Genomic DNA, 24,039 nt, shown 5'->3' on the forward strand with positions numbered 1-24,039 from the left:
ATAAGCAATTTTTTTAAACCTTTCAAAAATGTAAGGTTTTTGTCATTTGAATCGATGGAAGGTATTTCCGCACTTTACTAATATAAAAACATAGATAGTAGAAGGGCGGAGAAGTAATATGAACATTAGAGAACTAGCATATCGGAATGTAACCCGAAATAGACGGACATACTCAGCCTATTTTTTGAGTAGTGCATTTGCAATTATGGCCTTTTTTGTGTATTCATTTTTTGCGTTTCATCCGGCATTAAGTGCAGGAGAATTAGGTCAGTACGTATTCGTAAGTATGTCTTTTGCACAGTCTATTATTTACTTATTTACATTCTTCTTTATTTTATATTCGATGGGAATGTTTTTAAAAACGAGAAAGCGTGAACTAGGGATTTTAATGATGTTAGGTATGACGAAATATCAATTAAAGCGTCTAATCTTTTTTGAAAATATTATGATTGGAATAGGGGCAATTATTTTTGGTATTCTTTCAGGTATGTTATTTTCAGGGGTATTACTATTTGTCGCTCCGATGATATTGAAACTAGATATCTCCTTATCCTATTACATACCGATGAAAGCAATTGTTGTAACGAGTATTATGTTTTTTATTTTATTTATGATCATATCATTGTTTAGTGCAGGAATGATTCGTAAAAATAAGATTATGAAGTTGTTTAGAGGATCGGCAGAGGCGAAACCTGAACCGAAAGCATCAATCATTTCTTCCATATTAGCAGTAGTATTGCTTAGTGCTGGCTATGTAGGAGCTCTTCTATCACATGGAGCAATGGTATTTATTATGATGATTCCTGTTACAACGGTAGTTATTATTGGGACGTATTTGTTGTACAAGCAGCTGAGTGTCTTTATTATTCGATTATGTAAAAAAAGTAAACGTTTCTATTGGACACAGACTAATATTATTACGTTATCAGATTTAGCGTATCGCATGAGAGATAACGCAAGAATGTTCTTTATTGTAACCATTATTTCTACTGTAGCATTTTCCGCAATAGGGACATTAGTTGGCTTCGCATCCATGACGAAAGGGATAATGGAGAGACCGATTTCGTTTCATTACCATTCTAAGCAAGGGAATAGTAACGAATCACAGCATATACAAATGATTGACAAAGGATTAAAGAAACATAGTATAGCAGCTTCAAAAACTAATATTTCGACAAAGAAAACGGAGGAACAGTCGTTAAGAAGCGCCATTTTTATAAAAGAATCAGACTATAAGAAATATGCAAAGTTAACAGAAGAACCATTTAATACTGTAGCAAATAAAGAAGTTGTATTTTTGTCAGCTAATATACCAGGGCCAACGATGAAAGAAAGAAAAGAAATTACTTTACCTAATATGAATGAAAATTTAAAAGTGAAAAAAGTTACTGCATCTTCATTGGGGAAAATATTAAGAGGAAATGTTTATGTAATCTCTAATAGTCAATATGATTCATTACAAGATGGGTTTATAGAGACAAAAGATTATATGTATAAAACTGAAAGAACGAAAGATGAGATTGAAATTGGTAAAGAGCTTACGCATCAAATTAAACCGTATCAAGAATATTCAACGTTTAGTGCGGAAGAGTACGAGCAAAACCAAAGTTTACAAATTGCAGGACCGATTTTATTTGTAGGTTTCTTTATTGGTATAGTATTTTTCGTTTGCGCAGGAAGTTTCCTTTACTTCCGTTTATTCTCCGATTTGGAGGATGATGTTCGTTTGTTCGAAATGATTCGTAAAGTTGGATTGACAAGTAGGGAATTATCGAAGGTAGTTACAATTCGATTGGCGCTTTTATTCTTCGTTCCAATTGGTGTTGCAACATTACATGGAGCAGTAGCCTTAACGGCGTTAGGGCAAATGTTTGAGTACTCATTGTTTAAAGAAAATACAGTTGTATTAAGTATTTTCATAGTTATTCAAGTTGTATACTTCTTACTTATAAGATCCCGTTATGTAAAACAATTGAAAGAGAGATTACGTATGCATTAAATGTGTTTTTTTAACTCGAGTACAAAATTTTCTAAAAAGAGGCAAGTATTGTCAAAAAGTGATAAAATGGAAAAAGCGAGGTGAAAAAATTAATAGAGAGTAAGGGGGGAGAAATATGAAAGCAACAGGAGTTATTCGAAAAGTAGACGAATTAGGACGAATTGTTATCCCTAAAGAATTACGCGATGTATTGGGAATACAAATCAAATCACCGCTTGAAATTTTTGTAGAAGCAGATAAAATCATTTTACAAAAATATCAACCTTACAATGCTTGCCAAATCACAGGTGATGTTTCAGGGCAGAATATTACATTAGCAAATGGAAATATTACAGTTGGTATAGAGGGAGCGGAATATTTAGTAAAAGAAATAGAAAAGTTTTTAAACAAGAGTGAGGTTTAGTCTTAATTTATATTATTTTTCAAATACATATCATTCTTTTAAAAGACTGTAAGAGGACCATTAATTGGTCCTCTTATTTTGGTTATTAGTTGAACGACTCGGGTTGTTACTTCCTACAAATCATAGGGAAAATAAAGAAGTATTATAGAGGTAGTAAATGATGTTGAGAAATATTTGAAAAGAAGGAAAACAAAAAGAATAAAACGAATGTTACATTTACACGTATTCAAAAGTGGTCTGAAATGAAAATAATACATTTTCAGGAGGGATTACGATGAGTAGTACAGTGAATAAACAAAAAGGTATACAATTGATTCCGTTTACCGTAAATAAGGTGTTAGAACAAGTAAATGAAATTCCACCAGGTGTACAACTGATTCACGCTCCGCAAGTATGGGAAAAGAGTATGAAGGGGCAAGATGTAGTCGTTGCCGTATTAGATACAGGGTGTGATACTAATCATATAGATTTAAAAGATCGTATTATCGGCGGAAGAAATTTCACAAAAGATTATGAAGCTGATCCAAATGTGTATCTTGATAATAACGGACATGGTACTCATGTTGCGGGAACGATTGCCGCGACTGAAAATGGTGTCGGTGTATTAGGAGTTGCACCACTTGCTAAAATGTTAGTATTAAAAGTTTTAGCGGGAGATGGTTCTGGAAGTTATGAGCAAATTATTGAGGCAATTCATTATGCTGTAAATTGGAGAGGGCCGAATCAAGAGAAAGTGAGAATTATTTCAATGTCACTTGGTGGTCCGCAAGATGTTCCAGAATTACATGAAGCAATTCAAAATGCGGTAAAGCAGGATGTTCTCGTTGTATGTGCTGCTGGAAATAATGGAGATTGCGATGATGAAACAGAGGAACTAGACTTTCCGGGTGCGTACTCCGAGGTAATTGAAGTTGGTGCCGTTAATTTAGAGCGGAAGATTGCATGTTTTAGTAATTCAAATCAAGAAATTGATCTAGTAGCGCCAGGTGATGAAATATTATCTACGTATCCAGAAGGAAAATATGCTGTGCTAAGTGGAACTTCCATGGCGACGCCGCATGTTGCTGGAGCGCTCGCCTTGCTCATTAAACAGTGTGAGAAAGAATACGGTCGAAAGTTATCGGAGCCGGAAATATATGCACAACTCATTAAAAGAACTGTACCTTTAGGGTACGAACGTACATCTGAAGGGAATGGATTAATAGATTTATTAAAAGAATAGCCATATTAAAAAAACATCTCATATGAATATGAGATGTTTTTTTAATATGGCTCTGTCGCATGTAATACAACTTGTAATAAACCTGGGAATCTAGCATTTAAATCTTCTTCACGAATTGAAATGAAACGTTGTGTTCCTTCAAGGCGCGTGTACATAACACCTGACTCACGTAAAACTTTGAAATGGTGAGATAAAGTTGATTTTGCAACAGGGATGTTTAAAGCACCACAAGATTGTTCATTTTTCTCTAGTAACATATTTACAATTTGTAAACGAATTTGATCGCTAAGTGCATATAAGACAGAAGAAAATTGAATTTCTTCTCGATTTGGATGATAGAGTGTACGCATATTTCACCTACTTGTATAAGTTAAGATATTTGCACTATAACATATAAAGTGGTATATTTCTATTGTTCGAATATATTCGAACAATAGAAATATAGGGGGGAGAAAAAATGAAGTATATAAAATTGCAAAAGGCAGGATTAAATATTTCAAAGTTGGGTTTAGGTACAAATGCAGTAGGGGGACATAATTTATATGCTGATGTGAATGAAGAAGAAGGAAAGCGATTAGTAGAAGAAGCTATTCAGCAAGGGATTACATTTTTTGATACAGCAGATTCATATGGTTTCGGTAGATCGGAGGAATTAGTAGGAGAAGTATTAAAGGGAAAACGTCATGAGTTTATACTTGCTACAAAAGGTGGAATTCAACCGTTGTTAAATGGAGAAACCTATATTAACAATGAACCAAGTTATTTAAGGAATGCTGTGGAAAATAGCTTAAGAAGATTACAGACTGAATATATTGATTTATATTATTTACACTTTACAAATCCTGAAACAAGTTACATAGATTCAATCGGGGAGCTTACTCATTTAAAAGAAGAAGGGAAAATTCGTTCAATTGGAATATCGAACGTAAACATAGAACAATTAAAAGAGGCGAATCAACATGGTCATATAGATGTTGTACAATCTCCATACAATATGTTAGAACGTACAGCTGAGGAAGAACTGTTGCCGTATTGTATAGAAGCGGGTATTTCATTTATTCCATATGGGCCTCTTGCTTTTGGAATATTAGGCGGAAAATATACAGAAGATTTTAAATTAAATGAAGTCGATTGGCGTCAAAATGTAAATCTATTTGAAGAAAATACATATAAGAGTAATTTTAAGAAAGTGAATAAGTTAAAAGGGCTAGCTAAAGAAAATGATATTGAAGTGTCTCATTTAGCGTTAGCATGGTTATTAAATAAAGAAGGGATTGATACTGTTATACCTGGTGGAAAGCGGGCAGAGCAGGTAAGAGAAAGTGTGAAAGCGGTAGATGTTGCATTGAATGAAAGAGTCATGAAAGAAATCCAATCTATTTTAGAAGATTAGTTAAACAGAGGGAGAGTACCCTCTGTTTATATAAGGAGAAGGTCTAAATGAACAGAGTACTAGCTGTATTTTTTATGATAATGTTTATGATCGGTACAGATACTTTCTTAATTTCACCACTGTTGCCGACATTACAACAGGTGTATCATGTTTCAACTGAGTTGTCAGGATGGATGGTGAGTTCGTATGCTTTAGGATATGCGGGATTTGCGCTTATCGCTGGTCCTATATCAGATGGATTAAACAGAAAAAAAGTGATGGTACTAGGTATGAGTTTTTTTGCAATAAGTACGTTTTTTTGTGGAATTGCACCGAGTTTTTTATGGATGCTAACATTCAGATTTTTAGCAGGTGTAAGTGCAGCTTTTGTATCTCCACAAGTGTGGGCATCCATTCCGCTCCTTATAGAGAAAAAGCAAATTGTGAAAGCAATTGGGGTTGCAACAGCAGGGTTATCAATCTCTCAAATTTTAGGGCTGCCACTGGGAGCTTATTTAGCAACGATACATTATACAATCCCATTCTATTTCATTGGTATATTATCAGCACTACTTGTTATTCTTATTTATGTTGTATTACCAGAAATACAGTCGGTTCATATAGGTGGAAATAAAAAAGCGATTTTACAGCGTTATAAACAATTACTTACAGATTCAAAGGTTTCACTTTCTTATTTTGCATACTTTGTTTTTCAAACCGGAAATTTTGCTGCATTTTCATTTTTTGGTGTATGGCTTTCCATTCAATTTGGCTTACAAGTTCATGAAGTAGGTACAGCTATGCTCGTATTAGGATTAGGAAATTTAACTGGTAATATTTTGGGTCCTAGAATCGTAAATAAAATTGGTTATAACCTTTCTTTCTATGGTGGCATTATATTTACAGCAGTGCTATATGTATTACTTCCTCATGTAAAGAACATTGTATTGGTGGAGTTATCGTTCTTTGCTTTGTTTTTTGGGACGGGAATTTTGTTTGTATTAATGATGAGGCACTTACAAAACATATCTAGTGTAGCAAGAGGAACAGGAGCCGCGCTTGCAAATGCTTCTATGTATATTGGTCAAATGATTGGTGCGGCAATAGCTGGAATGTTATTTGCGACATCTCACAATTTTATACTTATAGGTAGTTTTACTGCGTTACTATATATAGGAGCTTTATTTTTGTTTAGAAAAAGTGAAAAACTTACTGAAAATAGTGAAACAGGAATTGTATCATAAAGCTTGTATAAATATTTCGCAAATCAGAATTAATAAGAGTGTGAATACATGAATGTGCTTTTAATTAAAGTGGTTACTAAAAGTATAGAAATAGTAGAAGAAATGTATTGTAACAAAGTTATGAGGAATCAAAAAATAAAAATCCCTATAAAGATAGGGATTTATATATCGGCATATAGTTCCTTGGAAAAGGATATACTTAGTTTAACATATAGGAGTACTTATAATTGTGAAATAGATGTGAAAGTAATGTGAAAAGTATTGTAATAAAAAGCACTGTTTTAGCTAATGTAGCTAAAACAGTGCTTTTCTCTTTGATTGAACAGTTGCAGCATTTTCATCATGTATACCTGCATCTTTTATAATTCGTTGTTTTGCTTTATTTAATAGATGGTTTACTGCTTCGCCAAAATAGTTAGCTTCGCTTTTTGTGCGGGCTTCTCGTAAACATTTATAGTTTTCTAGCAGTTCCTCTTTTTCGGAGTTTGTTAAGAAATCTTCTATTTTCTTTTTTGTCATACGAAACACCCTTTCTCCTGACAAACGACGCAATAGAAAATATTTATTTCTCATTATAACAATAATTTTAAAAGAAAGTATACACTAACGTCGCAATAATTTGTCAATTTCTTGAATCTTCTCATCAGCTTTCCCAATTTGCGTATTTTTAGCCTGTTCGCCACCAAGAGCTTGATGTAGTAAAAAAGTTTGACCGGAAATAGCAGTTACAATGGATACTTTTATAATTTCTTTTATTGCGGTGACATCGAATAAAACGAGCCCAAGAAGTGCGGCTAGGCTACCAGTAAAAATATCAGTTAAAAATCCAAAATGAAAAAATGTTTTCAAACGGCGTGGAAGCAATAACTTACCTTGGTTATTGATTAGATGGGAAACGAAGCCGGTAATGCCACCAACGAGAACAGCGGTTAGCCATTGATACATTTCCATCGAATCCACTCCTTTTAGTGAATAAGATTCGATTATTTTATATTGATTCCTTTTAATATTTCATATAAGCATATTGAGAAAGTTTGTTTGGGTATATTTTGTATTCAAATTAATTATAACAGAAAATTTAGATAGATTTCAGTCTATTATATGAATCATTTTTACAATAATATGAATGTAGAAAGGGGTTCGTGATATGAATATAGATTATCGAATAAGAAGTGTAGATGGTTATACAAAAAAAATAGGGGAATTAGTAAGCCTGCTTGAGCATACGAGAGCTGTAACATTAGGCGAAGTAAAAAATTTATCAGTTGAGCAATTAGATTTAATTATGCAAAGCAGCGGAAATTCAATTGGCGCCTTATTAAAGCATATAGCAGCTATTGAAAAAGTTCATCAGCTTATTTCATTTCAAGATCGTGACTTTACAAAAGAAGAATTAGAAATATGGGAAGATGCACTGTATTTAGGGGAAGCGGGTAGAGCAATCCGTGGTCATGAAATAAAGTATTATGTACAACTTCTACAAAGTGTTCGAGAAGAATCTCTGAAGTATTTAAGTGAACAAGGTGATGAGTGGCTCATGTCAGAAAGAAAGTGGTCTAACGGTGTAGCATATAACCAGCACTATCTATGGTTTCATGTGCTAGAAGATGAAATTAGTCATCGAGGACAAATTAGAATGCTCAAAAACAAGTTATTTGAAAATTACGTAAAATAATGTAGCTTTTTATAGGAGAATTCCATATAATGAGAATAATTAAAATAAGAACGGGGTGATGTATTATGGCGAAAATAACTTATATGAATAATCAACCAAATACAAAGGTGGATGGAAAGGGCGATATTATATAAGGTAATTCGCAATCCTTCCACTTAGTACACACTAGGGAGGATATTTATTTGAATCAAAATATTTTAGAATCTTTTGGCTGGGATTCATTTTTTGAAGAACAAGTTACAGAGAAAAATTATGAAGTAGGTCGTATTTTACTTGAGCATAAGCATATATATCGCATTATTTGTAATGATGGTGAATATATGGCAGAACTGTCTGGGAAGTTTCGGCATGAAGCGATTACGAAAGGCGATTATCCAGCAGTTGGTGATTGGGTGTATATAAAGAAAATAGAAGATGAAAAGAAAGCGATTATTCATCGTATTTTCCAGCGAAGAAGCTCTTTCTCAAGACAAGAGGCTGGAACAAGAACAGAAGAACAGATTATAGCAGCAAATGTAGATTATTTATTTTTAGTGAATGCACTTAATCATGATTTTAATGTTAGAAGGATGGAACGTTATTTATTATTAGCGTATGAAAGCGGCGCTATGCCAGTTATTGTTTTAACAAAGAGTAGTATATGTAATGATGTGGAAGAGAAAATTGTAGAAACGGAAGCTATAGCAATTGGTGTTCCTATTTTCGTTGTTGATAGTTTAGAGCATACAGGTATAGATTCGTTGAAACAATTCGTTTCTTCAGGGAAAACAATTGCTTTAGTTGGATCATCAGGGGTAGGAAAGTCAACTTTGTTAAATGCTCTAATAGGAATTGATGTAGCAAAAACGGGAGATATACGTGAAGAGGATAGTAGGGGGAGGCATACGACAACGCATCGAGAATTATTCCAATTGCCTAGTGGCGCTCTCGTGATTGATACGCCTGGCATGAGGGAATTGCAACTTTGGGAAGGCAGCGAAGCGATTCAAACAGCATTCTCTGATATTGAAGAACTTGCGACAACATGTCGTTTCCGTGATTGTAAGCATGAGAATGAACCAGGATGCGCGGTGTATAGTGCAATTGAAAACGGACTTATTACGATAGATCGTTTGAAAAGCTATAAAAAATTACAAAGAGAACTGGCGTATTTTATGAGGAAACAAGATGCAATCCTTGCCAGAGCAGAGCGTGATAAATGGAAGAAAATTTCTAAACAACATAAAAAAATGTAAAAACCAAAGGGGCCCCTTTGGTTTTTTCTATTTGTAAATTTTATAATAATATTATTCATATATATAGACAAAGGGAAATTAATTGTTTAAACTTTACAAAGTATTCACCATAATAGGTTATGAAAATAATAATTAAGGAATGGGAAATATTTATAATTAACTCAATTTAACTTTTAAATTTGAAAATTAGGAGGTTCATAATGGGTAAACTATTAAATTTGTTTCGTGATATGAAAGTAGCAAAAAAGCTATTAATTTCATTCTTTGTAATTTTAATTGCAGCCGTTTCTATAATCGGGGGCATGTCTTATCAAACTGCTAAAAAGAATTTTGAATCACAAATTACGAGTAGTGCTAACGATAATATAAAAATATTAGATAATTTAATCAATCAAATGATTGAAGCAAAATTTAACGATGTGAATAACTTTGCACGAGTAATTCAAGGGAATATGTATCAAGGGGATAATCAGGATGAGCTAAGAAAGACATTATCTCAGTATATCAATTTGAATATAGATGTTGAACAAGTGTATGTTGCCGGTAATGATAAGAAATTTGTACAGGAACCAAATATACAAATGGCAGCAGATTATGATCCAACAACACGACCTTGGTATAAAGATGCAGTGGCAAAACAAGGTGGTATTGTTGTTAGCGAGCCATATAAGGCAAAAGGAAATGGACATATTGTCGTAACGATTGCAAAACAAACAGAAGATAAAAATGGGGTTGTTGCGCTAGATTTAAGTTTAGACAATTTATTAAAAACAACAAAGTTAATCAATATTGGTAAAAAAGGATATGCCTTCATTTTAGATGGAAAGCAAAAAATCATTGCTCATCCACAAGAAAAATCAGGGGATAAAGCAGCTGATTCTTGGGCAAAGAAAATTTATGAAGATAATCATGGTGCTTTTACATATTCTTATGGTGGTAGTGAAAAGAATATGGTATTTGCTACAAACGTAAAAACAGGTTGGAAAATTGGTGGGACGATGTACGCAACTGAAGTAATTGAAGCTGCTCAACCTGTATTTTATAATATGTTAATTGTTATGCTTATTTCGTTAGTAGTAGGTGGAGTACTTATTTATTTTGTGACACTTTCAATTACGAAGCCTTTAAAGAGACTAGTTATCACTTCTAAAGAAATAAGTGAAGGGGATTTAACGCAAACAATTGAAATTCATTCTAATGATGAAATTGGTCAACTTGCGAAAGGTTTTAACGAGATGACAAATTCATTACGGACGTTAATTGGAAGGATTAACACTTCGGCAGGACATGTTGCAGCAGCATCAGAAGAACTAACTGCAAGTGTAAGACAAGCGAGTGAAGCAACTGAGCAAATTACAACAGCAATGGATGAAATATCAAGTGGGGCAACGACGCAAACAACAAGTGTAGAAAATGGTGCTATGTTACTGTTTGATGTAACGGAAGGAATTCAGCATGTAGCAAATAGTTCATCATCTATTAATATCGCTTCTGCTCATACTCGTGAAAAAGCAGAAGATGGTGGGAAACTAGTAGGAAGAACAGTAAACCAGATGCAGTCTATTGCAGAATCGGTTTCACAATCAGATGCTGTTATACAGTTATTAAATAATAAATCAAAACAAATTGGTGATATATTGGAAGTAATTCAAAACATTGCAGATCAAACAAATCTTCTAGCTTTAAATGCGGCAATTGAAGCGGCAAGAGCTGGTGAACATGGAAGAGGTTTTGCAATTGTTGCAGATGAAGTACGTAAATTGGCAGAGCAGTCTAGCATATCTTCCAGTGAAATTAGTAAATTAATAGGCGAAATACAAGACGATATGGGTAAGACAGTCAAATCAATGAATCATGTAAATGAAGAAGTTCAATCTGGACTTGTTATTGCAAATGAAACGAAGCAAAATTTTGCTGAAATTTTACAATCTACAAATGAAATAGCTAATCAAATTAAGACGATGGTTGAAACGGCTAATGGAATGTCAAAAGGGGCAAATGAAGTATCTATTTCAGTAGGACAAATTGCAATGACAGCACAAAATAATGCGACAAGCACACAAAATGTTGCGGCTTCAGCTGAAGAACAGCTAGCTTCGATGGAGGAAATTGGATCAGCGGCGGGTACGCTATCTCAAATGGCTGAAGAATTGCAAGTATTAATTGAGAGATTTAAAGTTTAATAGAGAACAGACTCCCCCTAGTAGCATTATGACACTAGAGGGTAGTCTGTTTTATTATGTAAAATCAAATGGAGATGTAAACTTCCTTTATGACGTTTAAAATGGTATTTTGCATAATATTTGTCGAAAAATAGAGGTGTTTGTTAGCTTTGTGTATAATTATTAACCTATAGAATACAAATAAAAGGAGAGTATTATGGGAGTGTATTGGGGGACAAAAAGACATTCTTGGCTTAGTTACGTCTCATTTTGGCTAAGTATTTCATTTTTTATTGTTTTTCTAATTGAAGTGTTTATATTAAAAACACTTTCGAATAGCTCGGTGCAAATTGTTAAATATTTTTATTTTATACTTGTACCAGTAAATATTTTTCTTAGTTTAAAGTTACTATTTAAGAAGAATGAAAAGAAAGCGTTACCTATTTTTAGTTTCATTGTCTCATTATTATTTGCAATTTTAATAATCGTATTAGTTTTAGCAGCTATAGGGAAGTTCTTTTAAGGGGAGTGGTATAAGTCACTCTCCTTTTTTATTTGTGGTAGTCTTACTATATGTAAAAGTGTGAATGCTGTGAGCTAATAAAAGCGGAGAGTAGACAATATTTGCATGGATTAAAGTCTGTCGTTATTTGAACTTGTAAGAGTGTATGGAGTAATGAGGTAATATACATAATAATGGAGATAGAATTAGTTATTTTATAAGTGTGTATGAAGCAAATGAATACGATAAGAACGGTGATATATGGTACAATAGCTATGGATAGTGATAGAGATAAAGGGTATATAAAATACTCATCGTTTTTTAGTAAGAGAGGGGTTATCTTATGCTATACGAGGATTTGGAGACATTATTTCAAACAGCTCCGAAAGAAGATAGAGGCGGATGGAAATATATAATCCAAGAACAAAATGATACATTTAAAATTGGTGATGAAATACTGAAAAATCAAATGAGTGTCGAATTGTATTTTAATGAATACGATGAGGTGAAAATCACTTTATATAAAGATGGAATTCCCATTACGACTATGCAAAAAATTACGATTTCAAAAGTTGAATTAGACGAAGATGAAGAAGGTATTCAATTTGTTTTAGAACGCATGCCTAGTCGAATGATTCGGTTGCAGTTAAAGCCGTATTTAGCATTAGAAATGGGACCGTACTGGGAAGTATGTGATGATTGTGAATGAACATAAAAAAGCATCCAATAACATGGATGCTTTTTTATGTTTTTTGAAGTTGTTTAAACGCAATGATTGGAAGTATAACAATACTTACCCATCCGATGATAGGATATAGAATGTGAAGTAAGTCACTGTAACCGATGTAACTAAAGCAATAACTAATTAGTAAAATGAAGAAAATAATATTGTGATTTTTCCACCCAGTAATAGATTGCATCTGTTTTGTCATTCCGAACACATTACCAACTAAAGTTGTGAAAACTTCACCGAAAATAATGAGAACGAAGAAGAAGTGAAAAGTTGCATTAAATCTTCTTATGACTTCAGCCATTGGGATGTTATATTGATAAAATTGATCGACTGATAAGATTGCTAAATGGCTGCATAATAAAATTAAAGAAAGTCCAGCACCACCTAAAATCCCACCCCAAAAAATGGCTTTTCGATCCTTTACTTCACTGGCTAATGGGACGAGAACACTTTGGGCGAGAGAAAGGTTTAAGGCGACATATGTAATAGGGCTAGTAATCCATTTCATATTCCAGCTCTCTGCAGGAATAGTGTTATTAATAGGAGGTGTACCGTGAAAAAAGGTTGTAATAGCAAGTCCGATAATAAAAATCATCATAATAGGTACGACAAGTGTATTTACTTCAAAAACACCTTGTAACCCGCGGCTACTTATAATGAGACAAGCGATAACTGTAATGAGAATACCGAGTTGTCTTGGTAAGCGAAGTTGCTCTTCAAATACTGCACCAGCCCCTGATAACATAACGCTCGTTACGCCGAATAAAACGAGTAATAATAATGTGTTTACAACATTCCCAAATACATCCCCAAATAAATATTTGTTAAATTCTTGCGCTGAAAATGCCCCGATTTGTGATGAAAGTAACATCATCTTTGTGCCAAGCCAAATAAAAAAAAATCCACTTACACATATGCCAATTGTCCCGTATAATCCATTCACTGTGAAAAATTCAACAATTTCTCGTCCAGTAGCAAATCCAGCTCCAACGACAGTTCCGATATAAGTAGCAGCTACTTTCTTTGCTACTTGCCATTGTTGATTGTCCATGTTATCCCTCTTTCTACTATGATGAGCTTGATGTACTATTATGCATATGTATGAGCTTGGACAATTAGACGTATGAAGTGGTTGAAAAAATACATGAATTAAATGATATTAGGGAAGCATTAAAGGTGTTAAAACTTTGTTACATATAAGCCAATTGTTCGAAAGGAAAGGGAATGTATGGTAAAATGTAATTAAGTTATTAAAAGATAAACATTACAAAATGATAAGAGGAGTGATTGTATGAGTACGAAAACAAATGTTGTTGAAGTATTAAACAAGCAGGTAGCAAACTGGAATGTGTTATATGTTAAATTACATAATTATCACTGGTATGTGACAGGGCCACACTTCTTTACATTACATGAGAAATTTGAAGAGTTTTATAATGAGGCTGGAACGTATATTGATGAGTTAGCAGAACGTATTTTAGCTTTAGAAGGTAAACCATTAGCGACAATGAAAGAATATCTCGCAACATCTAGTGTCAGCGAAGGGACAAGCAAAGAATCTGCAGAAGAAATGGTGCAAACATTAGTGAATGATTATTCTGCACTTATTCAAGAATTAAAAGAAGGTATGGAAGTTTCGGGTGAAGCTGGCGATGAAACATCAGCTGACATGCTGTTAGCAATTCATACAACATTAGAACAGCATGTATGGATGCTAAGTGCATTCTTAAAATAATGATAAATATATAGAAACCCATTGAAAAATTATTTCAATGGGTTTTTTTATGATTTTTCAGTTTTCTTTTATGCTATAATATAGTAAAAAGGAGGCGATGCGATGTTTCGCTTTTTCAGAACTGGAAAAGAAGAGCGGGAAATTACGAAAGATGAATTAGAACAAGCGATGGCTCAGTTTTTAGAAACGAATGCTAATATCGTTTATACAGTATTAGTAAATGATGATTATACAGTAAATTATGATTTGTTAAAACCATATTTACCTGCATTTCCAACAAATGTTTTTCTCATAACGAAGGAAACGCTTGAGGTATTTGAACATACAGCAGAAAATTTAAACCTAGTGAAAGAAATTGATGTCGTACAAAAAGCAGTAGATCAATACGTAACAGAAAAAGAAATGTTCCCAATTGTTGAAGGTAGCGAAGATCGCCTCATATGTGGAATGAAATTAGGACCTTACTTAAATCGTAGCTTAAAAAGAGACTTATATATTTCAGAAAAACATTATTTAGTTTCAAGTAAACCAGATAGAAAAAAACAAAAGAGTGGGTAGATGTAATGAAAACAACAATACATATATTGTTGTCTTTTTTTGTTTGTTAAAATATTGAGTTTTCAGTTTATTAATATTTATATTAAATGTATTGGACAGAGAAGGATAACTATTAAGTATCATTCGGAGAATAAGATATTGCTAGGGCGAGTTATATAAAATCTTCACAAAGTGGTATAAAGATTCGCAAAATAAATATTATAAAAAGTTTCGGGGGAATTGGTACATGAAAAATAGTATGACTTACATTCAATTATTAAATGAAACGTTACGTTGTTATGCAAATAAAGGAAGTTTTGAAGCGTACAATTATATAATGGAAAACGCTACAGGTGTAATAGGGAATGAGGCGCAAATATATAATTTTAAGTATGCGCTCGCAAGTGCATCAGGACTTGAAAAAGAAGCATTACATTTAATGAGGGAGGCCATTATAGAAAAGGGATTCTGGTATGGAAATGAATATTTAATTTCCGACGAAGATTTAAAATCACTACATAAATTTAAAGAATTTCATACAATGGTGCAATTATGTAAAGAAAGAGAAGAATTAGCATATAAAAAGGAAAGACCAGATGTGAAATATATATACAGCAAGAAAGAGGGGAATCTACTACTTACATTACATGGTGACCAAGAAAATATTCAAATAGTAGAGCCATATTGGAAATCAGTTTTGGCACAAGATTACACGTTAGCTTTACCACAGTCTTCACAAATTGAGTTTTCAGATGGATTTGTTTGGAATGATATAGAGAGAGGGAAAGAAGAATTAAAAGAGCATTACAATAATTTTATAGAAAATCATACAGTAGAAAATGTAGTAATTGGTGGTTTTTCTGCAGGGGCAAGAGTAGCTTTATATACGATTTTGCAAAAAGATATAGATGTGGATGGTTTTGTTTTTATAGCACCGTGGCTTCCCGAGATTGAAGAATGGGATGAGTTGCTAAGAGTGCTGCAGGATAAACATATAAAAGGATATATAGTATGCGGGGATCAAGATGAAGATTGTTTCGAATCCACGCAGCAATTTGTACGATTATTAAGAGATAAGAATATAGAACATAAGTATAAAGTTGTGCCTAACTTAGATCATGATTATCCTATTAACTTTGATGAGCTATTAAAAGAAGCTATTGAATATATAGGAAATAAAAACAATAAGTAGTAAGAAAAAGAGATGCATCACATGTGATGCATCTCTTTTTAGAGTTATAAATTAAAAGCATTTGCTAGTAAGCGATAAGACTTTAATTTATGTTCAAATTGATGGGTAATCGTGACAATCATAAATTCGTCAGTATTGTATGCTTTGCTTAAGTTTATTATTTTTTCTTTTACAGAAGACGGATCACCAACAATCATACGTTGACGATTTTCTTTTATACGGAATAAATCATAAGCACTGTATGAATAATTTTGAGCAGTTTCAATAGAAGGTGTACCAGTAGTTCGTTTTCCTTGCTCTAATAATAAGATTGATAGATCTAAACTAGAAGCAATTTTTTCCGCTTCTTCATTTGTTTCTCCGCATATAACAAAGATGGCAACGATTGAATTAGGCTTATCTCCTAAAAATGAAGGCTCATATTGTTCTTGGTAAGCCCTCATAACTTCAGGGCCTCCGAAGCCGTTAATAAATTGTGCAAATGCGAAAGAAGCTCCGTTGTTTGCAGCAATTTTAGCGCTCTCTCCGCTAGAACCGAGCATCCACATTTCAGGAGACGTTGGGATAACTGGAGTGGCTTTTAAGTTTGCATAGTGATGGTTTTCTGGTACTTGATCATGTAAGTACATTGCAACGTCTGCAATTTGTTCTGGATATTGATCAAGTGAGACCATTTTCCCTTCTTGAAGTGCGCGAGTTGCTATTGGCATACCACCAGGTGCTCTACCAACACCGAGATCGATGCGGTTCGGATACAATGCTTCTAGAACACGGAAATTCTCAGCAACTTTATATGGGCTATAATGCGGTAACATAACACCACCTGAACCGACTCTAATACGGTCCGTTTTTGCGGCAATATGAGAAATAAGTATTTCTGGACTTGAACCAGCTAAGCTTACGGAATTATGATGTTCGGATACCCAAAAACGTGTGAATCCGAGTTTTTCAACTTCTTGTGCAAGCGTAACTGTATGTGAAAAAGCTTGGGCTGCTGTGCTACCATCTGAAATAGGTGATTGGTCTAATACACTTAACTTGATCATAGAATATACCTCTCAATCTTAATGTACATCCTATTATATATTTACTTATGAAAAATGCGTAGTGAAATGCTCAAAATGAAAAGCGGATAATCTTATTTCCGCTTTTAACGAGAAAATCCGCGTTCATAATGATTCATTTCGACTAGATTTAAAATATATTCATAGTTGTCAATTTCACGCTTTAGTTGTTCACGTTCTTTTTCAGATAGTGTCATATTGCTAAGTTTTTTACATAAGTTTTGTTTCTTTAATTCTAAATGTTTTTTTGTAGCATCGTAGTCATAAGTATGTTTCATTTTTAACCACTCCTTCTTTGTAGTTGCTATATTATACGAAGTATAAAGAAAAGTGAGATCTGTCTCTTATGTACTTTTAGTGAATATTCAAATTGCAATGGTGTTATGTTTATGGGGATTTATGAATAAAATGCACTAAACCACTAACGTCCATTTGATGAAGTAAGGGGTGGAATTGTGCAGAAAGATATAATGTATAATACTGAAATGGATGAAGCGTTAAAAGTTATAGATCAAGGATTGAAGAAGACGATAAGCCCAAAACAAATTATTGTAGTGGGAGCTGGTATGGCTGGGTTAGTTTCAGCTTCTTTATTAAAGGCTGCAGGACATGATGTGAAAATTTTTGAAGCAAATAACCGGGTAGGTGGTCGTATAGAAACAGTTAGAATGGAAGATACCGGATTATATTTAGATGTTGGAGCAATGAGGATTCCTTATTCACATACATTAACGATGGCATATATAAGAAAATTTAGGCTACAGGTGAGACCTTTTATTAATAGGAATGAGACGGATATTATATACGTAAATGGACGGAAAACGACGTTAATACAATATGAAAAAGATCCAAGTATTCTAAGATATCCTGTGGAAATGAATGAAGTTGGAAAAACGTCAGAGGAATTATTATTGTTAGCGGTACAGCCCATTATAAATTTTATAAAAAAGAACCCAGAAAAAAATTGGGATATTGTTGTAAAGGATTTTGGGAGATACTCTACTGGACAATTTTTAAAGTATCATCCTTATCAGTATAATACTTACTTTTCGCCAGTAACAATTGAGATGATTGGTGTTCTATTAGATTTAGAAGGTTTTTTGGAACGGTCGTTTGTAGAGACTTTACGCTTTCTATACATTATGCAAGAGGAGAGCGGATTTTGTGAAATTGTGGGCGGGAATGATAGATTGCCAAAGTCATTTTTACCGCAATTAGAAGAGAATATTATATATAATCAAAAATTAATGAAGTTACATCAACACGATAATGGTGTGACAGCTTTCTATCGGAACGAGGAAACTTTTGAATATAGTAGTATTACAGGAGATTTAGTTATTGTTACCATTCCGTTTTCGACAATGCGTTTTGTAGAAGTAGATCCGTTTGATTCTATATCTCATGAAAAATGGAAAGCAATTCGTGAATTACATTATATGCCTGCGACGAAAATAGGAATTCAATTTAAAAGCCGATTTTGGGAAGAACAAGGACAATTAGGTGGCAGAATTATAACAGATTTGCCAATTCGTTATGCCTATTATCCAAGTTATGGAATTGGGGAGAAAGGACCGGCTATGATGTTAGGTAGCTATACATGGTCTTATGACGCGTTGTTATGGGATGGTTTATCAAAAGGGGATCGTATTTATTACGCATTACACAACTTAGCAACAATATTAGGTGGTCAAGTGTATGATGAGTTCATATCTGGAATTTCAAAAAGCTGGACATTGGATCCGTATGCGCTTGGAGGATTTGCACTTTTTCAAGCAGGTCAAGAAACTGAGCTGCAACCAGCGATTGTCAAACCAGAGGGGAGAATATTCTTCGCTGGAGATCATACAACGCTATATCACGGATGGATTCAAGGTGCGATTGAATCTGGAATTCGTGTAGCGGTGGAAGTGAATGAGTAAAAGGTTTTCAATTCAGAAAATTCTTTACTATATAACTTCAGATGGATATTATTATATATAAAAGAAATATAGGGAGTGTTTACAGTGAATCCGTTATTATTCGATTTTCCTTCTGAATTTTATACTGACAGGCTTTTTATTCGAATGCCGAAACCAGGAGATGGTAAAGTTGTATATGATGCAATTCAGGCTTCAATACAAGAACTAAAACCTTGGATGGTGTTTGCACAGAAAGAGCAAACAGAGGAAGAAGTAGAAGTGAGCATTAGAAAATCGCATATTCAATTTTTGCGGCGTGAGGATTTAAGATTACTAGTATTTTCGAAAGAAACAGGTGAATTTATTGCTTCAGCCGGATTACATCGTATTAATTGGGATATACCTCAATTTGAAATTGGATATTGGATTGATACAAGGTTTAGCGGAAAAGGCTATATGGTAGAGGCTGCGAAAGGTATAACGGATTACGCTTTTTCTGAATTAAAAGCAAATCGTGTAGAAATTCGTTGTGATTCTTTAAATAAGAAGAGTAGAGCGATACCTGAGAAATTAGGTTTTAAGTTAGAAGGTACGTTAGAAAGTGCGAGTGTTGCGGTAGATGGAAACGGATTAAGGGATATGTGTGTATTTGCTATGACTAGAAATACATATGAAAAAGAAGAGCTGTAAGAAAACAGCTCTTCTTTTTATGCATTATGGTACAGGATGTCCATTAGAGCTTTCGAAAATTGTAAACCATTGTTGACGGTCTAAGTTAACTTTTGTAGCAAGAGCGGCAGTTTTTACGCGATCTAATTTACCAGAGCCAACGATTGGCATCATATTAGCTGGATGAGCAAGTAACCAAGCATACATAACCGTATCTATACTAGAAACACCTAGCTCAGTAGCAACTTTTTGCACAGTTTCACGTACACGTACAGCACGTTCTGATTGACCAGTAAAAATCTCCCCACCAGCAAGAGGTGACCAAATCATTGGATTGATTCGTTTTTCTTGGCATAAGTCAATTGTTCCTTTTTCAAAATGCTCAAGCTGCAATGCAGAAACTTCAATTTGGTTCGTAATAAGTGGAAAATCTAAGTACGAATTTAACATATTAAATTGTGAAGGTAAGAAGTTAGATACACCGAAGTGACGAACTTTTCCTTCTTGTTTTAATTGTGAAAAGGCTTTTGCCACTTCATTTGGATCCATAAAAGGATCGGGACGATGAATAAGTAATACGTCAATATAATCTGTATGTAAATTTTTAAGTGATGCTTCTACACTTTGCATAATATGCTCTGTACTAGTATTGTAGTGAGCAACATATCGTTCTGGAAATTTCGGTGATGGGGGAGCGATTCCACACTTTGTAATAATTTGCATGTTTTCTCGTAAGGAAGGCTTTAATTGTAAAGCTTCGCCAAATAACCCTTCACACGTATATGCGCCGTAAATATCAGCGTGATCAAAAGTAGTAATTCCCATATCCATACAATCTTCAATGAAAGAAAGTAATTCTTGTTTTGTCATATTCCATTCTGCTAAACGCCAAAATCCTTGAATAATACGAGAAAATTCTAGCGTTTCAGCCATTTGAACTCGCTCCATTATAAGTACCCCCTTGATGAATAATAATGTTTTGAAAAGGCTTTCTTACTACATATTATTATATAGTTAATTAGGTGTACAGACAATAAATATGTTTTGCTATAAAAACGATTTTTTCTATCATGCCTTTCGAGAGGACTCCCATCTCTAAACGTAAATGAAGGTGGTGAGGTGAATCGAAAGGAATATTTTATTTTTGAGAAAAAAACGGAAACGTATGTTCTTTTTTGCTATAATATCCTTAACAAGGAGGTGAATAAAATGGCAAAAGAAAATCCATCAAACTATAAAACTCTTCAAATCTGGATAAAAAAAGGGCATCGTATGTATTCTTATTTTCAAGAATGTTGTCATAACGCTAAGAATATGTACAACACCACAAACTTTTATATACGCCAGGTGTACACTGGATTAACACAAGAAAAAGAGTTGCAGCCTTTGCAAAAAGAAGTTCTGGATAATATTCATAAAAATATTGGGAAGATGAATGACACACAACGTCTTGTCTATCGGAAGAAATTGGAAAAAAAGAAAGTAAAGCCTAAAGAAGAACAGAAAGAGATTACATGTAATTTGTTTTCAGAACCTAATTTTGAAAAACCTTATGTAGATTACAACTTTCTAGATGCACTATTTAAGGCTATGATTCAAAATGATTATCGAGCTTTGCCTACGCAATGTAGCCAGTCCATCATGAAAGGTTTGTTCCAAAATTGGAAATCTTTTTTTGCTAGTTTAAAAGACTATAAAAAGAATCCAAACAAATATGATGGAATGCCTAGGATTCCAAAGTATATTCGTTCTTCTGAAAAAGAGATTCTGTATACAAACCAAGATTGCATCATTAAAAACGGTAGATTTTTAAAGTTTCCAAAGACGAAATTGCAATTAAATATTGGGAAACTAGGTTTCACTGAAGGTAAACTGAAACAAGTTCGTGTGATTCCAAAATACAATGAATATGTAGTGGAATTGGTAATTGATGTTCCTTCTGAACAACAAATGATTGAAGAGAATGCTCGTTATATGAGTATTGATTTAGGGATTGATAACCTTGCAACCATCGTAACAAACACAGGTATGAAACCTGTCCTTGTTAAGGGCAAACATGTCAAAAGCATAAATCAATATTACAACAAAATGAAGAGTCATTTTACAAGCATTCTTAGAAATGGAAAACAAACGAATGAAGGACCTTTTACTTCTAAAAGGATAGAAAAACTTCATCAAAAACGTTACTTGAAAATAAAAGACGTCTTCCATAAAGTTAGTCACCACATCGTAAAACTAGCTCAAGAAGAAGAAGTTTGTAAAATCGTTATTGGTCAAAACAAAAGTTGGAAACAAGAAACGAATATGGGAAAAAGAAATAACCAATCGTTTTGTCATATCCCGCATAATTTACTGATTCAAATGATTACATACAAAGCAAATGCTGTAGGCATTCAAGTTGTTGTAACTGAAGAATCATATACATCGAAAGCAAGTTTTCTGGATAACGACTTCATTCCAACGTATGGAGAAAATGACCAAAATACAACTTTTTCAGGAAAACGAATAAAGCGCGGTATATATCGTTCAGCAAATAAAACTTTAATTAATGCAGATGTAAATGCTGCGGCTAACATTTTACGAAAAGTAATCCCAAATGCATGGACAAATGGGATAGAGGGGTTAGGCGTGAAACAGCTCGCTAATGTGTTAACTCCCCTGACGTTAATCGTCCGTTAGGTCGAAACGTTAGAAACCCCCACTTCAAGCTTTGTTAAGTGGGGGAGTGTTCATATGCTATAATGTAGAAACATATAGCTATAAGGAGATGTACGAAATGATTCCAGTAACAATATTAACTGGTTTTCTTGGATCTGGGAAAACGACATTATTAAATCGTATTTTATCAGAAAATCACGGTAAGAAATTAGCGGTGATTGTAAATGAAATAGGGCAAATTGGCATTGATAATCAGTTGATTATGAATGTGGAAGAAGAAATTATGGAAATGACAAATGGCTGTTTATGCTGTACTGTACGTGAAGATTTACTCGTTGCTTTAAAACAGTTACTGGACGTAAAAGCGGAAGGGAAAATGGATTTTGATGGTTTAGTAATTGAAACGACTGGCCTTGCAAATCCAGGCCCGATTATTCAAACATTCTTTTTAGATCCAGTTATTCAATCTGCTTACCAAATTAACGGTGTTGTAACGGTAGTAGATAGTTATCATATACATAAACATTTTGAAAAAGGATTAGAAGCAAAAGAGCAAATTGCGTTTGCTGATGTCGTTTTAGTAAATAAATTAGATTTAATTGAAGAGAATGAGAAAGAACATCTCTTGCATGAAATTCAAGGAATTAACCCGACTGCAAAGTTAATTGAGGCGACTAACTGTGAGGTAGATATACCATCTTTATTACAAATCCAAACGTTTAAAATGAAAGATACGTTGCAAATTTACCCTCATAAAGAACATAACCACTTAGAAGGTGTGAAATCATTTGTATTACGTGAAGAACGTCCGCTGGATTTACAAAAGCTTAATGAGTGGATGTCAGCTGTCGTTCAAGAGCTAGGGGAATATTTATATCGTTACAAAGGAATTTTATCGATAGATGGAGTAGATAAACGTATCGTTTTCCAAGGTGTACATACGTTATTTGCTGCTTCGTACGATAGAGAGTGGCAAGAGGGCGAAGAGCGAGTAAGTGAAGTAGTTTTTATCGGAAGAGATATTAATAAAGAGTGGTTCCAAGAACATTTCGAGGAGTGTGTGAAATAAGTCTGCGTAAATTGCAGGCTTATTTTTTATGAGCATTCTATTAGATTGCAAAACAGAATTAAATAAGGGAGAGAAACTAAAAATTGATAAATGTATAATAAAAAGCCTGTTTTCACAGGCTTATATTTTCGTCTATTAGTAACTCCATTACAACACCTACAACTGGACCTTCATCATCAATATCCCCATTTAAGCGGAAACCAAATGATTCATACAGTCCCATTGCAAGTTTGTTGTCTGGATGTAAACTTAAGTAAATTATTTTGCATTCAAATTTTTCTTGTAAGAATTGAATGAGTAAGCGAAGGAAACGTTTTGCGTATCCTTTTCCTTGATATTGTTGGTCAATCATAAAGCGATCGAGCCATACACTTTTATGTTTTACTGAATACCATCCATACATTGCGTATCCTACAAGTGTTTCTCCATCATATAAACCTACTGACGTTCCGTTTCCTTCATATAATGATTCTGCTAAAGAAAACGCGTTACTTTCAATAAATTGTTGCTGATCTTTTGCGACGTCTAAAGCAACTACTGAACGCCAATTTTTTGCTGTTACTTCACAAATGTGAAGATTCATAATTCCAACTCACCTTCTAAATTAATATAGCTTTAAAGCTAATATGGATAATTTTACTTGTTATTTTGGTCAAGTCAAGGATAAATA

The 24,039-nt window shown here is 33.7% G+C and carries 26 protein-coding genes; 18 read left to right on the top strand and 8 right to left on the bottom strand.

The window, feature by feature from the left end:
• Nucleotides 1-118 precede the first annotated feature (118 nt).
• The 3 genes from ES895_RS07500 (at nucleotide 119) to ES895_RS07510 (ending at nucleotide 3,624) form a co-directional block, all read left to right on the top strand.
• On the top strand, nucleotides 119-1,999 hold the full coding sequence (locus ES895_RS07500; RefSeq protein ID WP_135238259.1) for an FtsX-like permease family protein: 1,881 nt from the start codon (nucleotides 119-121) through the stop codon (nucleotides 1,997-1,999).
• Between the two features lie 115 nt (nucleotides 2,000-2,114).
• Nucleotides 2,115-2,402 (top strand): AbrB/MazE/SpoVT family DNA-binding domain-containing protein, encoded by a 288-nt coding sequence (locus tag ES895_RS07505; protein ID WP_000648325.1) that lies wholly within the window; start codon nucleotides 2,115-2,117, stop codon nucleotides 2,400-2,402.
• Nucleotides 2,403-2,676: 274 nt separating this feature from the next.
• Entirely contained in the window at nucleotides 2,677-3,624 is a 948-nt protein-coding gene (locus ES895_RS07510) for a serine protease (protein ID WP_000099752.1), read from the top strand.
• 41 nt (nucleotides 3,625-3,665) lie between these two features.
• On the opposite strand, the gene ES895_RS07515 is transcribed toward ES895_RS07510, so the two are convergent.
• Complete coding sequence (locus ES895_RS07515) at nucleotides 3,666-3,974, bottom strand: ArsR/SmtB family transcription factor (RefSeq protein ID WP_001259906.1); 309 nt, start codon at nucleotides 3,972-3,974, stop codon at nucleotides 3,666-3,668.
• A 107-nt stretch (nucleotides 3,975-4,081) separates the two neighbouring features.
• On the opposite strand from ES895_RS07515, the gene ES895_RS07520 reads away from it, so the two are divergent.
• From ES895_RS07520 to ES895_RS30070, 3 genes are read left to right on the top strand one after another with little or no spacing between them, the layout of a single operon-like run.
• A complete protein-coding gene (locus ES895_RS07520) occupies nucleotides 4,082-5,017 on the top strand; it encodes an aldo/keto reductase (RefSeq protein WP_000874082.1) in 936 nt (311 codons plus the stop codon).
• 47 nt (nucleotides 5,018-5,064) lie between these two features.
• A complete protein-coding gene (locus tag ES895_RS07525; RefSeq protein ID WP_135238260.1) occupies nucleotides 5,065-6,240 on the top strand; it encodes an MFS transporter in 1,176 nt (391 codons plus the stop codon).
• A 48-nt stretch (nucleotides 6,241-6,288) separates the two neighbouring features.
• Nucleotides 6,289-6,495: a hypothetical protein gene (locus ES895_RS30070; protein ID WP_001101742.1), complete on the top strand. Its 207-nt coding sequence runs from the start codon at nucleotides 6,289-6,291 to the stop codon at nucleotides 6,493-6,495.
• 39 nt (nucleotides 6,496-6,534) lie between these two features.
• On the opposite strand, the gene ES895_RS07535 is transcribed toward ES895_RS30070, so the two are convergent.
• Both ES895_RS07535 and ES895_RS07540 read right to left on the bottom strand, forming a co-directional pair.
• Nucleotides 6,535-6,759, bottom strand: a complete 225-nt coding sequence (locus ES895_RS07535) for a hypothetical protein (RefSeq protein WP_000162602.1) — start codon at nucleotides 6,757-6,759, stop codon at nucleotides 6,535-6,537.
• Between the two features lie 84 nt (nucleotides 6,760-6,843).
• Nucleotides 6,844-7,191: a DUF4257 domain-containing protein gene (locus ES895_RS07540; protein WP_000426317.1), complete on the bottom strand. Its 348-nt coding sequence runs from the start codon at nucleotides 7,189-7,191 to the stop codon at nucleotides 6,844-6,846.
• A gap of 196 nt (nucleotides 7,192-7,387) precedes the next feature.
• Between ES895_RS07540 and ES895_RS07545 the strand changes: the two genes are divergently transcribed.
• The 5 genes from ES895_RS07545 to ES895_RS07565 all read left to right on the top strand — a co-directional run bounded on the left by ES895_RS07545 (nucleotide 7,388) and on the right by ES895_RS07565 (nucleotide 12,523).
• Entirely contained in the window at nucleotides 7,388-7,915 is a 528-nt protein-coding gene (locus tag ES895_RS07545; protein ID WP_097862683.1) for a DinB family protein, read from the top strand.
• 182 nt (nucleotides 7,916-8,097) lie between these two features.
• Complete coding sequence (gene rsgA / locus ES895_RS07550) at nucleotides 8,098-9,150, top strand: ribosome small subunit-dependent GTPase A (RefSeq protein ID WP_001073075.1); 1,053 nt, start codon at nucleotides 8,098-8,100, stop codon at nucleotides 9,148-9,150.
• Between the two features lie 200 nt (nucleotides 9,151-9,350).
• Nucleotides 9,351-11,333, top strand: coding sequence for a methyl-accepting chemotaxis protein (locus ES895_RS07555; protein WP_000517294.1), 1,983 nt, complete (start codon nucleotides 9,351-9,353; stop codon nucleotides 11,331-11,333).
• A gap of 196 nt (nucleotides 11,334-11,529) precedes the next feature.
• Complete coding sequence (locus ES895_RS07560; RefSeq protein ID WP_000539571.1) at nucleotides 11,530-11,835, top strand: hypothetical protein; 306 nt, start codon at nucleotides 11,530-11,532, stop codon at nucleotides 11,833-11,835.
• A 322-nt stretch (nucleotides 11,836-12,157) separates the two neighbouring features.
• On the top strand, nucleotides 12,158-12,523 hold the full coding sequence (locus tag ES895_RS07565; RefSeq protein WP_000965059.1) for a DUF3979 family protein: 366 nt from the start codon (nucleotides 12,158-12,160) through the stop codon (nucleotides 12,521-12,523).
• Nucleotides 12,524-12,557: 34 nt separating this feature from the next.
• Here the strand turns inward: ES895_RS07565 and ES895_RS07570 are convergent, their stop codons facing one another.
• Nucleotides 12,558-13,598 (bottom strand): YkvI family membrane protein, encoded by a 1,041-nt coding sequence (locus ES895_RS07570; protein ID WP_000370203.1) that lies wholly within the window; start codon nucleotides 13,596-13,598, stop codon nucleotides 12,558-12,560.
• Nucleotides 13,599-13,838: 240 nt separating this feature from the next.
• Here ES895_RS07570 and ES895_RS07575 point away from each other — a divergent pair, with 240 nt between their 5' ends.
• The 3 genes from ES895_RS07575 (at nucleotide 13,839) to ES895_RS07585 (ending at nucleotide 16,011) form a co-directional block, all read left to right on the top strand.
• Nucleotides 13,839-14,282: a Dps family protein gene (locus ES895_RS07575; RefSeq protein ID WP_098279622.1), complete on the top strand. Its 444-nt coding sequence runs from the start codon at nucleotides 13,839-13,841 to the stop codon at nucleotides 14,280-14,282.
• Between the two features lie 102 nt (nucleotides 14,283-14,384).
• Entirely contained in the window at nucleotides 14,385-14,840 is a 456-nt protein-coding gene (locus tag ES895_RS07580; RefSeq protein WP_000488206.1) for a DUF3939 domain-containing protein, read from the top strand.
• 226 nt (nucleotides 14,841-15,066) lie between these two features.
• Entirely contained in the window at nucleotides 15,067-16,011 is a 945-nt protein-coding gene (locus ES895_RS07585; RefSeq protein WP_098279621.1) for an alpha/beta hydrolase, read from the top strand.
• Between the two features lie 44 nt (nucleotides 16,012-16,055).
• Here ES895_RS07585 and ES895_RS07590 read toward each other — a convergent pair whose 3' ends face one another.
• Both ES895_RS07590 and ES895_RS07595 read right to left on the bottom strand, forming a co-directional pair.
• Complete coding sequence (locus ES895_RS07590; RefSeq protein ID WP_000594041.1) at nucleotides 16,056-17,057, bottom strand: LLM class flavin-dependent oxidoreductase; 1,002 nt, start codon at nucleotides 17,055-17,057, stop codon at nucleotides 16,056-16,058.
• Between the two features lie 104 nt (nucleotides 17,058-17,161).
• Nucleotides 17,162-17,353 (bottom strand): DUF3896 family protein, encoded by a 192-nt coding sequence (locus tag ES895_RS07595; RefSeq protein ID WP_000683359.1) that lies wholly within the window; start codon nucleotides 17,351-17,353, stop codon nucleotides 17,162-17,164.
• A 177-nt stretch (nucleotides 17,354-17,530) separates the two neighbouring features.
• Here ES895_RS07595 and ES895_RS07600 point away from each other — a divergent pair, with 177 nt between their 5' ends.
• Together ES895_RS07600 and ES895_RS07605 are read left to right on the top strand one after the other, a co-directional pair.
• Nucleotides 17,531-18,994 carry a flavin monoamine oxidase family protein gene (locus ES895_RS07600; RefSeq protein WP_135238261.1) on the top strand — a complete coding sequence of 488 codons (1,464 nt, stop codon included), beginning with the start codon at nucleotides 17,531-17,533 and terminating at the stop codon, nucleotides 18,992-18,994.
• A gap of 84 nt (nucleotides 18,995-19,078) precedes the next feature.
• Nucleotides 19,079-19,663: a GNAT family N-acetyltransferase gene (locus tag ES895_RS07605; RefSeq protein ID WP_098279620.1), complete on the top strand. Its 585-nt coding sequence runs from the start codon at nucleotides 19,079-19,081 to the stop codon at nucleotides 19,661-19,663.
• Nucleotides 19,664-19,687: 24 nt separating this feature from the next.
• Here the strand turns inward: ES895_RS07605 and ES895_RS07610 are convergent, their stop codons facing one another.
• Nucleotides 19,688-20,590: an aldo/keto reductase gene (locus tag ES895_RS07610; protein WP_000442784.1), complete on the bottom strand. Its 903-nt coding sequence runs from the start codon at nucleotides 20,588-20,590 to the stop codon at nucleotides 19,688-19,690.
• A 261-nt stretch (nucleotides 20,591-20,851) separates the two neighbouring features.
• Here ES895_RS07610 and ES895_RS07615 point away from each other — a divergent pair, with 261 nt between their 5' ends.
• On the top strand, nucleotides 20,852-22,321 hold the full coding sequence (locus ES895_RS07615) for an RNA-guided endonuclease InsQ/TnpB family protein (RefSeq protein ID WP_135238262.1): 1,470 nt from the start codon (nucleotides 20,852-20,854) through the stop codon (nucleotides 22,319-22,321).
• Between the two features lie 97 nt (nucleotides 22,322-22,418).
• Complete coding sequence (locus tag ES895_RS07620) at nucleotides 22,419-23,369, top strand: CobW family GTP-binding protein (RefSeq protein ID WP_061654781.1); 951 nt, start codon at nucleotides 22,419-22,421, stop codon at nucleotides 23,367-23,369.
• A 112-nt stretch (nucleotides 23,370-23,481) separates the two neighbouring features.
• Here ES895_RS07620 and ES895_RS07625 read toward each other — a convergent pair whose 3' ends face one another.
• Nucleotides 23,482-23,952 (bottom strand): GNAT family N-acetyltransferase, encoded by a 471-nt coding sequence (locus ES895_RS07625; RefSeq protein ID WP_001048676.1) that lies wholly within the window; start codon nucleotides 23,950-23,952, stop codon nucleotides 23,482-23,484.
• Between the last annotated feature and the right edge of the window lie 87 nt (nucleotides 23,953-24,039).

Origin of the sequence: Bacillus sp. 007/AIA-02/001, from assembly GCF_004634455.1 — a bacterium.
Classification (GTDB): domain Bacteria; phylum Bacillota; class Bacilli; order Bacillales; family Bacillaceae_G; genus Bacillus_A; species Bacillus_A cereus.

Excerpts from the sequence above, each read along its gene's own strand:
- ES895_RS07595 (WP_000683359.1), bottom strand. The coding sequence starts at position 17,353 with ATGAAACATACTTATGACTACGATGCTACAAAAAAACATTTAGAATTA.
- ES895_RS30070 (WP_001101742.1), top strand. The coding sequence starts at position 6,289 with ATGAATGTGCTTTTAATTAAAGTGGTTACTAAAAGTATAGAAATAGTA.
- ES895_RS07570 (WP_000370203.1), bottom strand. The coding sequence starts at position 13,598 with ATGGACAATCAACAATGGCAAGTAGCAAAGAAAGTAGCTGCTACTTAT.
- ES895_RS07585 (WP_098279621.1), top strand. The coding sequence starts at position 15,067 with ATGAAAAATAGTATGACTTACATTCAATTATTAAATGAAACGTTACGT.
- ES895_RS07625 (WP_001048676.1), bottom strand. The coding sequence starts at position 23,952 with ATGAATCTTCACATTTGTGAAGTAACAGCAAAAAATTGGCGTTCAGTA.
- ES895_RS07505 (WP_000648325.1), top strand. The coding sequence starts at position 2,115 with ATGAAAGCAACAGGAGTTATTCGAAAAGTAGACGAATTAGGACGAATT.
- ES895_RS07540 (WP_000426317.1), bottom strand. The coding sequence starts at position 7,191 with ATGGAAATGTATCAATGGCTAACCGCTGTTCTCGTTGGTGGCATTACC.
- ES895_RS07610 (WP_000442784.1), bottom strand. The coding sequence starts at position 20,590 with ATGGAGCGAGTTCAAATGGCTGAAACGCTAGAATTTTCTCGTATTATT.
- ES895_RS07500 (WP_135238259.1), top strand. The coding sequence starts at position 119 with ATGAACATTAGAGAACTAGCATATCGGAATGTAACCCGAAATAGACGG.
- ES895_RS07555 (WP_000517294.1), top strand. The coding sequence starts at position 9,351 with ATGGGTAAACTATTAAATTTGTTTCGTGATATGAAAGTAGCAAAAAAG.
- ES895_RS07580 (WP_000488206.1), top strand. The coding sequence starts at position 14,385 with ATGTTTCGCTTTTTCAGAACTGGAAAAGAAGAGCGGGAAATTACGAAA.
- ES895_RS07510 (WP_000099752.1), top strand. The coding sequence starts at position 2,677 with ATGAGTAGTACAGTGAATAAACAAAAAGGTATACAATTGATTCCGTTT.
- ES895_RS07575 (WP_098279622.1), top strand. The coding sequence starts at position 13,839 with ATGAGTACGAAAACAAATGTTGTTGAAGTATTAAACAAGCAGGTAGCA.
- ES895_RS07565 (WP_000965059.1), top strand. The coding sequence starts at position 12,158 with ATGCTATACGAGGATTTGGAGACATTATTTCAAACAGCTCCGAAAGAA.
- ES895_RS07545 (WP_097862683.1), top strand. The coding sequence starts at position 7,388 with ATGAATATAGATTATCGAATAAGAAGTGTAGATGGTTATACAAAAAAA.
- ES895_RS07560 (WP_000539571.1), top strand. The coding sequence starts at position 11,530 with ATGGGAGTGTATTGGGGGACAAAAAGACATTCTTGGCTTAGTTACGTC.
- ES895_RS07590 (WP_000594041.1), bottom strand. The coding sequence starts at position 17,057 with ATGATCAAGTTAAGTGTATTAGACCAATCACCTATTTCAGATGGTAGC.
- ES895_RS07525 (WP_135238260.1), top strand. The coding sequence starts at position 5,065 with ATGAACAGAGTACTAGCTGTATTTTTTATGATAATGTTTATGATCGGT.
- ES895_RS07520 (WP_000874082.1), top strand. The coding sequence starts at position 4,082 with ATGAAGTATATAAAATTGCAAAAGGCAGGATTAAATATTTCAAAGTTG.
- ES895_RS07615 (WP_135238262.1), top strand. The coding sequence starts at position 20,852 with ATGGCAAAAGAAAATCCATCAAACTATAAAACTCTTCAAATCTGGATA.
- ES895_RS07515 (WP_001259906.1), bottom strand. The coding sequence starts at position 3,974 with ATGCGTACACTCTATCATCCAAATCGAGAAGAAATTCAATTTTCTTCT.
- ES895_RS07620 (WP_061654781.1), top strand. The coding sequence starts at position 22,419 with ATGATTCCAGTAACAATATTAACTGGTTTTCTTGGATCTGGGAAAACG.
- ES895_RS07535 (WP_000162602.1), bottom strand. The coding sequence starts at position 6,759 with ATGACAAAAAAGAAAATAGAAGATTTCTTAACAAACTCCGAAAAAGAG.